This window comes from Salibacterium sp. K-3 (assembly GCF_054052005.1).
In genome coordinates, this window is the sequence record NZ_JBSVZE010000001.1 from 605,447 (window position 1) to 618,692 (window position 13,246).

The 13,246-nt window shown below is 47.2% G+C and carries 13 protein-coding genes; 12 read left to right on the plus strand and 1 reads right to left on the minus strand.

Features of this window, described 5'->3' with window-relative positions; all coding sequences use genetic code 11:
• The first annotated feature begins 78 nt into the window (after nt 1–78).
• The 3 genes from ACW9JV_RS02800 (at nt 79) to ACW9JV_RS02810 (ending at nt 3,425) form a co-directional block, all read left to right on the plus strand.
• Entirely contained in the window at nt 79–1,854 is a 1,776-nt protein-coding gene (locus tag ACW9JV_RS02800; protein ID WP_457331135.1) for an SLC13 family permease, read from the plus strand.
• Between the two features lie 73 nt (nt 1,855–1,927).
• Nucleotides 1,928–2,239: a helix-turn-helix domain-containing protein gene (locus tag ACW9JV_RS02805; protein ID WP_457331137.1), complete on the plus strand. Its 312-nt coding sequence runs from the start codon at nt 1,928–1,930 to the stop codon at nt 2,237–2,239.
• A gap of 286 nt (nt 2,240–2,525) precedes the next feature.
• Entirely contained in the window at nt 2,526–3,425 is a 900-nt protein-coding gene (locus ACW9JV_RS02810) for an NUDIX domain-containing protein (protein WP_457331139.1), read from the plus strand.
• A 21-nt stretch (nt 3,426–3,446) separates the two neighbouring features.
• Here ACW9JV_RS02810 and ACW9JV_RS02815 read toward each other — a convergent pair whose 3' ends face one another.
• Nucleotides 3,447–4,232, minus strand: coding sequence for a carbon-nitrogen family hydrolase (locus tag ACW9JV_RS02815; protein ID WP_457331141.1), 786 nt, complete (start codon nt 4,230–4,232; stop codon nt 3,447–3,449).
• Nucleotides 4,233–4,407: 175 nt separating this feature from the next.
• Between ACW9JV_RS02815 and yhfZ the strand changes: the two genes are divergently transcribed.
• The 9 genes from yhfZ to nagB are packed head-to-tail and all read left to right on the plus strand — an operon-like array spanning nt 4,408 to nt 12,686.
• Nucleotides 4,408–5,340, plus strand: coding sequence for a GntR family transcriptional regulator YhfZ (yhfZ, locus tag ACW9JV_RS02820; RefSeq protein ID WP_457331143.1), 933 nt, complete (start codon nt 4,408–4,410; stop codon nt 5,338–5,340).
• A 59-nt stretch (nt 5,341–5,399) separates the two neighbouring features.
• Nucleotides 5,400–5,765, plus strand: a complete 366-nt coding sequence (locus ACW9JV_RS02825) for a hypothetical protein (protein WP_457331145.1) — start codon at nt 5,400–5,402, stop codon at nt 5,763–5,765.
• Nucleotides 5,766–5,790: 25 nt separating this feature from the next.
• On the plus strand, nt 5,791–6,156 hold the full coding sequence (locus tag ACW9JV_RS02830; protein WP_457331147.1) for a DUF2620 domain-containing protein: 366 nt from the start codon (nt 5,791–5,793) through the stop codon (nt 6,154–6,156).
• Between the two features lie 6 nt (nt 6,157–6,162).
• Nucleotides 6,163–7,485: a YhfT family protein gene (locus ACW9JV_RS02835; protein WP_457331149.1), complete on the plus strand. Its 1,323-nt coding sequence runs from the start codon at nt 6,163–6,165 to the stop codon at nt 7,483–7,485.
• A gap of 16 nt (nt 7,486–7,501) precedes the next feature.
• Nucleotides 7,502–8,413, plus strand: a complete 912-nt coding sequence (locus ACW9JV_RS02840; RefSeq protein ID WP_457331151.1) for a phosphotriesterase family protein — start codon at nt 7,502–7,504, stop codon at nt 8,411–8,413.
• 12 nt (nt 8,414–8,425) lie between these two features.
• The gene (locus ACW9JV_RS02845; RefSeq protein ID WP_457331153.1) at nt 8,426–9,541 is read left to right on the plus strand and encodes an aminotransferase class V-fold PLP-dependent enzyme; all 1,116 of its coding nucleotides are present in this window, start codon (nt 8,426–8,428) and stop codon (nt 9,539–9,541) included.
• The gene (locus ACW9JV_RS02850) at nt 9,538–10,752 is read left to right on the plus strand and encodes a phosphopentomutase (protein WP_457331155.1); all 1,215 of its coding nucleotides are present in this window, start codon (nt 9,538–9,540) and stop codon (nt 10,750–10,752) included. The genes ACW9JV_RS02845 and ACW9JV_RS02850 overlap by 4 nt, the downstream gene beginning before the upstream one ends.
• Before the next feature lie 16 nt (nt 10,753–10,768).
• Nucleotides 10,769–11,923 (plus strand): alanine racemase, encoded by a 1,155-nt coding sequence (locus tag ACW9JV_RS02855; protein ID WP_457331157.1) that lies wholly within the window; start codon nt 10,769–10,771, stop codon nt 11,921–11,923.
• 13 nt (nt 11,924–11,936) lie between these two features.
• Nucleotides 11,937–12,686, plus strand: a complete 750-nt coding sequence (nagB, locus tag ACW9JV_RS02860; RefSeq protein WP_457331159.1) for a glucosamine-6-phosphate deaminase — start codon at nt 11,937–11,939, stop codon at nt 12,684–12,686.
• Nucleotides 12,687–13,246: the final 560 nt, after the last annotated feature.

Below are 13,246 nucleotides of genomic sequence, written 5' to 3' on the forward strand. Positions count from 1 at the left end.
GAAAACAATGTTTTATTGCCGGAAGCTGTACCTTTGTATATAATGTACGGCAGGAATGATACGTAAGGAAGGTTTCGTATGACAATAGAGATCGCCGTTGTGTTAATTGGGATTACCGCCATGATGGCCGGGCTTTTTTTGGAAGCAGCCCGGCCTGATCTGCTAGTGTTTTTTACACTGTTTGTATTTTTAATGCTTGGTTTTGTAACGCCGGAAGAGGCGCTGGCCGGTTTTTCCAATCAGGGAATGATGACGGTGGCGCTCCTTTTTGTTGTCGCGGGCGTTTTTGAAAAAAGCGGATTGATTGAGCGGTTGATGTCTTCGTTTCTGGCGGACGCCAAATCATACCGCGGAGCGATGGGGAAACTTCTTTTTCCTGTATCCGCGTTTTCGGCTTTTTTTAACAATACACCGATTGTTGCCACGTTGACTCCGGTGATCCGGCGCTGGACATCGAGGCACAATATTTCCCCGTCGAAATACCTGCTGCCGCTCTCTTACGCTTCCATTCTGGGCGGTACGATTACATTGATCGGTACATCCACCAATCTTGTTGTGCATGGTCTTTTAATCGATGCAGGAGAAGCCGGGTTTTCGTTTTTTCAGCTTGCCTGGGTGGGAATTCCGATCACTGTACTCGGTCTCTGTTACCTGCTCGTCTTTGGCAGGCGGCTGCTGCCTGATCACCGGAGCATGATACAGCGCATCAGTGAAAATACGAAAGACTATTTGAGCGAAATGAAAGTAACGTCGGAGTTTCCATTTGCGGGAAAGACGGTGGAAGAAGCGCAGCTCCGGAATCTGAAAGGTGTCTATCTGATTGAATTGATACGTGGAAGAGAGCGGATATCACCGGTCAGCAGCCAGACAGAGATTCATGTCGGGGACCGGCTGATTTTCACGGGGATGATATCAACGATTGCGGATCTGCAGAAAAGAAAAGGGCTGGATGTGAATACGGGGACAGACCTGTCCCTGGCCAATATAAAAAACGGGGAGAGTCGTCTTGTGGAAGCCGTGGTTTCCCATCAATCCCCGCTTACCCAGCAGACGATTAAGCAGAGCCGTTTCCGGAAAACTTATGATGCTGCGGTTGTTGCTGTCCACCGAAACGATGAACGGGTGGAAGGAAAAGTCGGCGATATTATACCGAAAGCCGGGGATCTGCTCCTTTTGGTGAGCGGTCCCGAGTTTCATGAGCGGATGCGCGAACGAAAAGACTTTTATATCACCACCCCGATGGAAGAACAGAAGTTTTATGAAGAGGAGTCACATGGATGGCTTACCCTTATGCTGTTAATGGTATTGATTGGATGTGTGATGATCGGCTGGCTCTCCATTTTTAAAGCGATGGTTATTATGGTCGGTACGCTTATCGCATTGAAGATAACAAGCCCGTCTGAAGCGAAAGATGCCGTCCAGTTTCAGGTGCTGCTCTTGATTGCCAGTGCTCTCGGTATCGGGCGCGTAATAACGGAGACGGGTACTGCGGAATGGACCGCAGGGGTTCTGATGAACGGGCTCGAGGACTACGGAATTATTGCTGTTCTTGTGTGCTTGTATGTTCTGACGAATATTTTCACAGAATTGGTTACCAATAACGCAGCAGCTGTTATTATGTTTCCCATCGCTTATGAAATAGCCGGGCAGACGGGGATGGATCCGGTCGGGATGGCGATGCTGACAGCGGTAGCGGCATCCGCCAGCTTTCTCTCACCGATTGGATACCAGACGAATCTCATTGTGTACGGCCCCGGCGGTTATTCGTTTGCTGATTATGTGCGGATCGGCTTTCCTTTGACAATGATCTGCATGGCAGTAACTGTTATTATTGTTTATACCATCTATATATGATAGGTTATTGCATAAAAGTATTGGTGTTTCCTGTAGAATCATGTATGATAGTGGAAAAAGGGAGTTTGCGGGAATGATAGGGATCCGGATTCGCTATGAAAGACATGAACAGGCTCTGACAATAGCAGAACTTGCCGAAAAAGCAGGAATAGAAGAAGAGGTGCTGCGGGCGGTGGAAGAGGGAGAGGACCGTATGCCGGCGTTTTCGGAACTGGAAAAAGTGGCAGGTGCTCTCCGGCTTCCTGCTGCCTCGCTCACTCCTGCAGAAGAAACGTTGGAATCGGAATGGATCGATCTGGTGGAGACAGCGATGAAATCAGGCGTGACAAAAGATGATTTCCGGCAGTTTCTGAATGAAGAAAAACGGAAGCGAAAAGAAACATAGTGCAGCAAACGAAAGAAAAGAGGGTTCCTACACAACGGACCCTCTTTTGGTTTTTGTTTTGGTGGGATCAGCATTCGGACATATGATGCGCTATTTTCTCTATTTCAACGTTTTAGAGTGGGAACACGGACATCTGGTACGTTATATTCTCTTTTTCGAGTAAATTAGCAGGAATAACCCGGCCATAGCGGAACAAAAGTCGCTTGTACTTCGTTTTCCTTCAATTTTCGGGATATAGAGGAACAGATGTCCGAACTTTCGCCATATGGAGGGAGAAGGGAACATAATGAGACGGACGATTGAGCATATCAGCGATGAGAAAATAAGAGAAGCACTGCAGCAATCAACCAGACAGTATCTCGCCGGTGATTTAAAAAAACCGCAGACGGTACCACATTTTCACGAACAGACGTTGGAAATCGGGATTACCTCCTATGACAAGCCTGCATCGGAAGCCGCACACTATCACACCCGGGCTGCCGAATATATGTATATGGTGCGCGGGATGACGCAGTATCTGGATGTGGAGACAGGAACAGTCTACACGTTCAGGGCCGGGGATTTTTTTCAGATCCATCCGGGAACCGTGTATGCCCAGCGTTCCAAGCCGGGAACCGAACTGCTTTTTATCAAAGCACCGCCCGGCAACGATAAAGTAGAGGTGGAAGAATCAGAGAGGATACAGTCCTGGCGGGAGGCTCCGGTGGAAACGACGCGCACGGACTATCAGAACGACCCGGCCGCCCCGCGTCCCAATTCTATCAAACCGGCAGCAGCAGCGGCGCTGGTCAATGAAAACGGGGAAATTCTGCTTGTGAAGCGGCGTGACAATGAAAAATGGTCCATGCCCGGCGGCACGATGGAAGCACAAGAGGACCTTGCGGCTTGTGTCCGGCGGGAAGTCAAAGAAGAGGTGGGATGTGATATTGAACTTACCGGTGTCATTGGTACCTATACCAATCCGGAAACGGTGATTGCCTATTCTGACGGCGAAGTGCGCCGGGAGTTTCTGATATTATACGAAGCCCGGATCACAGGAGGGCAGTTGCAGCTTGACGAGGAATCCATAGACTATACGCAGATTTCCCTGCAGGAGACGGCAGCGCTCCCGATGACACCTTCTCAGAAACAGCGTGTGGAGGATGTGCGGGTGTTTCGGGAACATGGGAGGTCCGCTTTCCGTTAGAGGCTTCGTGCATCTATTTGATCAATAAAATTCCGGGACCCGGCTTTTGAAAACCGGAACCTGCCTGCGGACTTCCGTTACTTGATCCGGATGGATCTCGCAGCTGACCGTTTCCGGCTGCACGCGGCTTCCTTCCGCAGGTACATTCCCCCATGGATCCACAACCATGGAAGTTCCGGCAAATTCGACGCCGTTGTAGCTGCCGATACGGTTACATGAAATCACAAAACATTGATTTTCAATGGCCCTTGCGATCTGCAGATGATACCAGTGGTTCCTTCTGGCATCCGGCCATTCTGCGGTAATAAAAAAGATCTGTGCGCCTTCGAGAGCAAGCGAGCGGAAAATTTCCGGAAAACGGAGGTCATAACAGATCACGACGCCCATTTTTACGCCGTCCAGCTCAAAAACCTCTGCTTTATTACGTCCACCGGTCAAGTGAGCCGGTTCATCAAGCATCGGGACGAGATGGAGTTTGTCATAGTGATAAATCAATTCCCCCTGATTGTTGATTACAAGGGCCCGGTTAAACATATCGTCTCCGTCCTGGTAGGCAATGGAACCTCCGATAAGATGAACCTCATGTCTGGATGCGAGTTCCTGAAGAAAAGGGATGGTCCTGCTGTCTGAATGATCTGCAATATCCGGAAGTTCCGGCAGGGTATAGGCTGTCGTCCACATTTCAGGAAGAACGATGACATCGGGAGCTGTCTGTTCCATTTCCTGTTGAACAGCCTGCGCCACATTCCTGCGGTTCCCTTCCGGATCTCCCGGTATAATATCCATCTGGAGAGAAGAAACGAGCATCTTTTTACCTCCCGAACTTGTTTTCTTCCTGTTATTGTACGTTAAAATCATAAAAAATCATAGCAGTTGACCGATCCAAGCCGATAAGAAGAAAGGCGTTTACAATAACTTTAATCCATGCTACTATAATATACAAAATATTGTACATTGAAAATTTTAAAGGACGTTGAGGAATATGGTTCGTATTTGGGAAAGTTTGTATTCAAAAAACGGTCTAGCCGCTAAATATATCGCTAAAGAGCTTCTGAATATTGAAGTGGGGGAGCGCATCCCCCGGGTTACTGATTTCTGCGAGAAGCTGGAGCTTGGAAGAGGAACGGTGCAGGGAGCCATCAAACTGCTGGAGGAACTCGGTGGTATCGGTCTTGATTCCAGAGGACATCTGGGTACATTCCTGGTGAAAAAAGACGTCAGTGTACTGCTTGACATTTCAGAAGAAGGCCCGGTAGTCGGGGTAATGCCGTTGCCTTATTCCGCGAAATATGAAGGGCTTGCCACCGGTATTGTGGACGAGTTTGAAAGCATGGGAAGACGAGTCAGCCTTGCCTATATGCGGGGGGCCAGCAATCGTCTTGAAGCTCTCAAAATACGAAGGTATGACTTTGCGATTGTATCTCACCTTGCGGCACTTGAAGGAAAAGAATCACATGAAGGGCTGCAGATTATTAAACATTTCGGTCCAGGAACATATGTAACCGGACACAAGATTTTTTTCGCCGAACCTCACAAGAAAAAAATTGAAGATGGAATGAGACTCGGAATTGACAGAACATCGCCGGACCAGTCCATGTGTACAATACATGAGTGTGAAGGTCTGAATGTTGAGTTGGTGGACTTAAATTACATGCAGCTGTTTAATATGCTGAAGCAAAAAAAAATAGATGCAGCAGTGTGGAATATGGACGAAGTAAAATCTGTAAATCATTTTAATTCCGCAGATTTTTCTTCCGATAAAGCAAAGCGGTTAACGAAGCTTTCTTCTGAAGCCGTTATGATGGTTGACGAGAATCGAACAGATATTATCGACCAGCTCGAACCATTGACGATCGGTAATATTACGATGACCCAGCAAAGTATAGAGGAGGGTGAACGTTTCCCTCGTTACTAATTTCTTTTGCTTTTAAAATACTAAATACTGTACATTGAATATAATGAGAGGTGATGTTGTTGCTGACAGAAGAAATGAAGGAAAGATTGAGACTGCTTTTAAACAGCAGTCAAATTGCTGAACGTACTTGTGAGCTTGTTGAAAGTGAATTAAACCGTTTAGTAGAAAAAGGCTTAGTTGATCAAGAGCACGACCAGGTTGGTTCGTTTACCAATCATCTGGCGATTGCTGCAGAACGCATAAACCAGCAGCAGCCGCTGGAAAGCACTACTTCAGAAATAGAGGATGTGATAGATGGTAACCCAGTTTTATACAGGGAATCTGAAAGCGTTTTAGATCGTTGCCTTTACAATGATGAAGCTGCAGGCACCAGAGCAGAGATAGGATTTGTAACCCTGTACTTATGCATGTTTAATCAACACTGATTCTAAAAGAAAGGAAGGGAAGTTGATGATTCGATTTGTTATTGGTGGTTTGGAAAAGAATCAAATTAAACATGAAATTGAAAAAGCAGGAGGAGATCAGGTAGAAGCTGTTGTTTCTACGGATTTTGAAGGTGCCAAAAAAATCAAGGCTGGGGAAGCGGACTATTATATTGGCGCCTGCAACAGCGGGGGCGGTGCTGCGTTGTCTGTTGTTATTGGGATACTTGGCTACAGTAACTGTTCGACTGTGGCAAAAGCAGGCGGAAGGCCTAAGCAGGAAACTATTGAAAAATTAGTAAAAGAAGGGAAGCTGGCATTCGGAACAGCAGTGGAGTCTGTCGATACGGCAGTACCAATGATTGTTGAAGAAATTCTGAAAAACAGGGGGTAAACACTGATGGAATTCACCATCGCAAAACTGATTCTTATTACACTGCTTACTGCAGCAACAGCTCTGCTGTCGCACTATGGAAGGGCGGTTTTTCATGATGGACTTCGTCCCATTATGCCGGAATTTATAGAGGGCCGGATGAACCGGGGGGAAATGTCCTCGGTCGCTTTCGGGCTTAGTGTTGGTTTTATTGCATCTATTGGTATTTCTTTTACATTATCAACCGGACTCTTGAATCCGTGGCTTCTATTCCTGCCTACAGACATTCTCGGGGTATTTGCGGGAACGGCTTGGCTGGCCGGTATTCTTGGGGCGGCCTGGGGTATCGCTGTTGTTGTTGGACTGACAGGAGTTCAGGCAGCGTTGACCGCCTTCCCGGTAGATTTCCTGGGTGCCATGGGTGAGTTAAGCAGTCCTGTTCTTGCTGGATTTGCTCTCTTTCCAGTATTGGCTATTGTGTATCAGTTCGGCTGGAGAAAAGGGGTTGCTGCGGGAGGCATTGTTCTACTCGTCCGGGTGATTATTGAACAGGGACTGCTTCCGGAAAGTCTTAATCTACTTCCAGAAGCCGGGCAATTATTTATCGGAACGGTACTTCTCGTCATATTTGCGTTGAGCAAGGATCGAAAGAATGGTTCCGGTGGAGAGACGGAAGTAGAAGAAGGCGAATCTATTTTTGTGGAAAGGACACAGCGTTTATATAAAGGACTTCCTTTCTTTGCTCTTGTTGGAGCGCTGGTTGCTATTGTTTCCAACCTTCAATATTTCGCCGGTTCGGAAGTGTCCGTCTTTACGCTGCATGACGCTTACACGGCGGACAGTGCCGGAGAGACCAATGCCTTGATTCAACAGGCTGCTATAAGTGACTTGCTTCGTGCCATAGGCTTTATCCCTTTGATTGCCACTACTGCCCTGACAACAGGTGTTTTCGGTGTAGTCGGTCTTACCTTTGTATTTCCTGTCGGCTATCTCATGCCTAACCCGGTATTGGCTGGAATTGCGGGTGCTGTTGTATTAAGTATTGAAGTATTGATGTTATCACGGCTTGGGAAAGTAATGGAACGGTTCCCGTCTCTGCGCGAAGCTTCCGACAACATCCGGACTTCAATAAGTAGTGTGATGGAGATTGCGTTGTTGGTCGGTTCAGTATTAGCTGTTCTGGAAATGGGCAGTGTCACCGGATTTACTATATTTGCCCTGTTATATTTATTGAATGAAGCGACCGGCAGACCGGTTATCCGGCTTGCAGCTTACCCGCTTGCCGCCATCAGTACCGGTATCATCTTAAATATTCTGTATTACCTGCAGCTTTTCACACCAGGTGGATAATAGAGGTGAATGATCAATGAAAACAATCAGGACAGTGCAGGGAGAAATGGCTCCCTGGCAGTTAGGACAGACAATGATTCATGAACATGTGATTCTTGACCTATCCCACATCAGACAGGACAACGACCCTGTTCTGTCTGATGATGACATGATCGAAAATGAAATGGCGCGTCTCGTGCAGGCGGGATGCGGCGGGATTGTCGAAGTCACCAACCGCGGAATGGGAAGGGATGTCCGGTCTTTATATCAGGTTTCAGTAAAGAATGACATTCCAATTGTAGCGGCAACAGGATATTACAAGCAGGACTATTACCCGCTTGAAGTGTTTGAAAAATCCGAGGAAGAAATGACGGAACTTTTTGTACAGGAGTTAACAGAAGGCGCGGAGGGGTCCTCCATCCGCCCCGGCATCATTTCAGAAATTGGCAGTAGTCTTCATGAAATAACGGATGAAGAGGAAAAAGTATTCCGGGCGGCACTCAAGGCTCAACACGCAACCGGCGCTCCGCTCAGCACCCATTGCGAACTGGGGACGATGGGATCCGCCCAGGTTTCACTTTTGAATGAAATGGACGCTGATTTCAGTAAATTGTCTCTCGGTCATCAGGATCTGAATGGCAGCCGGGAGGAACATGAATACCTTCTTGCCTCCGGAGCTTATATCCAGTTCGATACGATTGGAAAGAACAGCTACCGGACAAATGAAGACAGAATCGAAGATCTGCTGTTTCTATTGGACAAAGGCTGGTCCTCCCAGATTATGCTCTCGACTGATATAACCAAGAAATCGTATTTGAAAATAAATGGAGGCTTTGGCTACGAATACCTTTTCACAGTGTTCATTCCGGAATTGAAAAATAGAGGGGTTTCCGACAAAGAAATTCAAACCATGATGGTCGAAAATCCGAGGCGGTTTCTCGCTTTTTAAGGAGGCGGAACAATGCACACTTCAGTACTGCCAGTTATGGATATAGACGAGGCAAAACAAAAGCAGTTTGAACTGGTAGAGGCGATTACCGCAGAGTTTGGCGGCAATCAGTTTTTTCAACAGGGGGATCTCGGCGTAGTTCCGGGGGAAGGCTCTCCCGTACAGACGAAAAAAGTGGAAAGTACATTGGCATCCTTTTTCGGAACAGAGAGTTGTGCGCTGGTAAGGGGAGCGGGCACAGGTGCGATCCGGGAAGTACTGGCCTCACTTGTGAATGCCGGCGATTCTTTGTTTATGCATGCCGGCCCCATTTATAAAACGACCAAATCAACGATCGATATGATGGGACTGAGGCCGATTTACTTGAACTATAATGATTCTGCTGAAGTGAAACAGGCACTTCAGAACCATTCGGAATGCGGTGTGTTTTATGTCCAGCATTCCCGCCAGAAACCAACAGACCACTATGATCTGGGCAGTGTCCTTCAATTGGTAAAAGAAGAACGGCCCGATCTTTCCATCGTTGTCGATGATAATTACACCGTCTTTAAAGCAGATAAAATCGGTGTGGAACTTGGGGCCTCCTATTCCTGCTTCTCCGGTTTTAAACTGCTTGGTCCCCCTGGAATCGGCATTATAACCGGCAGAAAAGACGCGGTCGAAACCATTCAGGATAGAAATTATTCCGGCGGCGGCCAGGTGCAGGGATATGAAGCAATGGAACTGCTTCGGTCGCTTGTGACAGCGCCGGTACTAATTGCGGTACAGAATGAAGAAACGGATAAATTGGAAAAAAAGTTGAACCAGGGTGAAGTACCCCAAATCAAAAAAGCGTATGTGACGAATTCACAGTCAAAAAACGTAGTGGCTGAATTCAAAGAACCAATTGCCGATCAAGTGATAAAACAATGTGAAAAACATGGAGCAGCGGTATATCCTGTTGGTGCCGAATCCAGATTCGAGGTACTTCCCATGATATATAGAGTATCGGGAAGTTTTCTTGACGAAAATCCTGATTTATTAAAAACCGCTGTTCGGATCAACCCGATGCGCGCTGATGCCGATCTAGTCATTCACATTATAAAACGCGCTCTGGATGACATGTCAGGAAGAGGGGGAGAGGTATGAAGAGGCGAGTGATACTGCTGATTGTAGACAGCCTTGGCGTCGGCAGTATGGAAGATGCAAAAACAACAAGGCCGGAGGATGTCGGCGCCAATACGTTTTATCATATTGCAGATAAAGCCGAAACGTTTTCCATCCCGGCATTTGAAAAGCTGGGTATCAATAAACTTCTGCACCACCCCCGCCTGCATAGTCCGGAAGCAGCCGCAGGCACCGGCACACTTTTGTTAGAGCATGAGGGAGCCGACAGTTTTGCCGGCCATAATGAAATTATGGGAACAAAGCCGAAAACTCCCTTTGCCGCGCCTTTTTCTACAGTGATAAAAGAGGTACGGCAATACATGAGAGAACAGGGATATAAGGCAGAGATCCCTGATGAACATTTTCCTTACCTGCTCATCAATGATGTCGTTGTGGCAGCGGACAACATTGAAACCGACTATGGCCAGATCTATAACGTGTCAGCACCTCTGGATCTTATTTCTTTTGAAGAAGTATTGAAGATAGGAGAAGCGATCCGCCGTTGTGTCCAAGTGAACCGGGTTATCGCGCTTGGTGGTGGAAATGTCAGCCTTGAACAGCTGCTGGGGTCGATTGAAAATAGAGAGGACGGACTTGTTGGGGTGAATTCTCCGGCGTCCGGTCTGTATGAACAGGACTATCACGTGAGGCACATGGGGTACGGCATCACTCCGGGTAAACAAGCGGCAACGATTGTGAAAAAAAGCGGCCTCGATGTCACGCTGATAGGCAAAATGCAGGATGTAATTACCTGTGAAGGAGCTGAAAAGATCCCGGGGATTGATACTGATTTTGTGATGGAGAGCATCGTTCAGGAAATGGACAATATGGAGGAAGGCTTTATGGCAGCTACCGTTCAGGAAACGGACCTCGCCGGTCATGCTGAAAACATTGAACGATATGCTGAGAAAATACAAGCAGTCGACCGCAGTTTAGATACAATCATTGAAAAAATGAAACCAGACGATCTGCTTTTAATCAGCGCTGATCATGGTAACGATCCAACCATCGGCCACAGCCAACATACCAGAGAAAAGACGTTTGTGCTGGCCTATAACAAAGAGAATCAGCCACTCGTATTGGGAGAGAGACAAACACTGTCGGATCTTGGGGCGACAGTGACAGATTATCTAGGGCTGGCAAAGACAGAGAATGGAACCAGCCTGTTGGGAGAGCAGGAGGGCTATGTGTGATCAAGGAGGATAAGGAATGTTTTTGGAAACCATACAGCAGAGAAATCCAGGTCTTCTTGAAGCAGGGATATTCTATCACCAACAGGGAAAGATTGATCCGAACACGTATGTGATTGATGTGGATGCCGTTGCCGAAAATGCTGCTATCATATCAGAATCAGCCCGCACAATGAATATGGAACTGTTTTTCATGACAAAACAAATTGGAAGAAACCCGGTGCTCGCGCACACCATCAAAGATGCCGGTATCAAAAAGGCGGTGGCCGTAGACCCTTGGGAAGCGAAAGGACTTGCCGCCGCAGGCATTCAGATCGGACATGCCGGACATCTTGTTCAGATTCCTAAAAACATGACGGAAAGTATTCTTCATCTTTATCCATCACAGATAACGGTATTCAGTTATGAAAATGCAGCCTATATCTCTGATAGAAATGATGCGCTGAAAAAAGACACGCAGCCGATTTTACTACGCGTTGTTTCAACACAGGACTTTCTATATCCGGGGCAGGAAGGCGGTATTCTGCTGGAAAACCTGGAAGCTGAATTGAAAAGAATAGAAACGTTATCCGGGGTGAAAGTGATCGGTGTGACGAATTTCCCCTGCTTGCAGATGGCAAACGCTGGAGTGGAGCCTACCATGAATTTTCAAACCCTGAAGCAGGCGGTGGAACTGTTGAAGGGGAAAGGGTATGAAGCACCGGTCGTTAATGCTCCGAGTTTGAATACAGCTGAAACCTTAAAAATTATTGCAGACAATGGAGGAACCCAGGCAGAGCCCGGCCACGCTTTGACAGGAACCACCCCCCTTCATGCTGCGAAACATCAACCCGAAACACCGGCGATCGCGTATGTTTCCGAGATCTCTCATACGTATGATCAAAAATCTTACGTATATGGCGGCGGCTTTTATGCGCGCTCGAATGTCAAAACCGCCCTTACCGGGAAGAATTTTTCAGAAATGACAAAGATGGAGGTCACCCCGAATGAGCCGGGAACCATTGATTATTATGGTGCGTTAAAAGGGAATCAGGCAACGGTCGGTGATACAGCGTTGTTTTCTTTCCGTACCCAGATTTTTGTCACAAATGCGCAAGTCGCCTTGATAAAAAATACAGAGACGTCTCCGGAATTAATGGGAATCTATGATGCGGCCGGGAACAGACTACAATAAGCGGTGATTGAATATGAATGTACACGTATTGAACAGTTATGAAAAGATGAGCCAATGCGCCGCAGACCTGATAGAAGCACAGATGCAGAAAAAACACGATAGTGTACTGGGGCTTGCGACCGGAGGCACCCCGGATGGTTTGTACCAGGAATTAATCCGCCGTTTTCAAGAAGGACGCGTTGATTTCAAAGACACGGAGACCTTTAACCTGGACGAGTATATTGGCCTGGAACAGGGGCATCCCCAAAGCTATGCCTATTATATGTGGTCCCGGTTTTTTTCGCATGTAAATATCGATCGGACCCGAATTCATCTGCCATTCAGCAAAAGCGCTGAAGATACAGATGCGCTTGCGGCATATGATGCTCAATTGCAGGAGGCAGGCGGCATTGATCTGCAGCTGCTTGGTATCGGCCAAAACGGACATATTGGTTTTAATGAACCAGGATCGTTTTTGCATGCGGATACGCATTATGTTGATCTCTCGTTGGAAACAGTCGAAGCGAATGCCCGCTTTTTCTCTGCAGAAGAAGACGTGCCGAAACAAGCAATAACGATGGGAATGGCGCCTATTTTACAAGCCCGCAGCATTTTGCTGCTGGCAAGTGGCAGGATGAAAGCCCAGGCTGTGAAAGAGATGCTGCAATCTGCCATTTCTCCGCAGCATCCCGCTTCGTTTCTCCAACTTCATTCCAATGTTGAGCTGGTACTCGATGCCGAAGCCGCAGCGGAAATGCTAGATCATGTTTATACTGGTATCTGAACGATTCTTCGATGAATTCGTTTCGGGTTTTTTTGTGTCCGGCATGCGTACACGGATGCTGTGGTGGAAAATATAAAAATAATTGTAGAATCTGCCCGCCAAAACAACCTGGATTTGTTTTTTATGACAAAACAGATTGGCAGAAATCCAGTACTCGCGCATGCCATAAAGAAAGCAGGATCCCAAAGGCTGTGGCTGTAGATCCCTGGGAGGCTTTGAGTCTTGCTGAAAAAGGCATACCAATCGGACATGCCGGGCATCTGTCCAAATTCCTTAAAACATGATGGAGAGTATTTTAAAACTTTCCCCTTCGCAGCTGACCGTGTTCAATTATGAAAATGCAGCATACATGTCGGACAAGGTGCAGACTCTTAAAAAGCGTCCCCATCCGATTCTCCTGCGCGTTGTTTCGACTGTACCCCGGTCAGGAAGGCGGAGTACCGCTGGAACATTTGGAAGCGGAGTTGAAAAAGATAGAAATGCTGCCCGGAGTAAAAAATCGGTGTGACTCATTTTCCCTGTTTGTCGGCTGAGAAGGAACAGGCCGTACCTACCGTCAA

Coding starts and splice junctions, on each gene's coding strand:
- ACW9JV_RS02800 (WP_457331135.1), top strand. CDS start 79: ATGACAATAGAGATCGCCGTTGTGTTAATTGGGATTACCGCCATGATG.
- ACW9JV_RS02805 (WP_457331137.1), top strand. CDS start 1,928: ATGATAGGGATCCGGATTCGCTATGAAAGACATGAACAGGCTCTGACA.
- ACW9JV_RS02810 (WP_457331139.1), top strand. CDS start 2,526: ATGAGACGGACGATTGAGCATATCAGCGATGAGAAAATAAGAGAAGCA.
- ACW9JV_RS02815 (WP_457331141.1), bottom strand. CDS start 4,232: ATGCTCGTTTCTTCTCTCCAGATGGATATTATACCGGGAGATCCGGAA.
- yhfZ (WP_457331143.1), top strand. CDS start 4,408: ATGGTTCGTATTTGGGAAAGTTTGTATTCAAAAAACGGTCTAGCCGCT.
- ACW9JV_RS02830 (WP_457331147.1), top strand. CDS start 5,791: ATGATTCGATTTGTTATTGGTGGTTTGGAAAAGAATCAAATTAAACAT.
- ACW9JV_RS02835 (WP_457331149.1), top strand. CDS start 6,163: ATGGAATTCACCATCGCAAAACTGATTCTTATTACACTGCTTACTGCA.
- ACW9JV_RS02840 (WP_457331151.1), top strand. CDS start 7,502: ATGAAAACAATCAGGACAGTGCAGGGAGAAATGGCTCCCTGGCAGTTA.
- ACW9JV_RS02845 (WP_457331153.1), top strand. CDS start 8,426: ATGCACACTTCAGTACTGCCAGTTATGGATATAGACGAGGCAAAACAA.
- ACW9JV_RS02850 (WP_457331155.1), top strand. CDS start 9,538: ATGAAGAGGCGAGTGATACTGCTGATTGTAGACAGCCTTGGCGTCGGC.
- ACW9JV_RS02855 (WP_457331157.1), top strand. CDS start 10,769: ATGTTTTTGGAAACCATACAGCAGAGAAATCCAGGTCTTCTTGAAGCA.
- nagB (WP_457331159.1), top strand. CDS start 11,937: ATGAATGTACACGTATTGAACAGTTATGAAAAGATGAGCCAATGCGCC.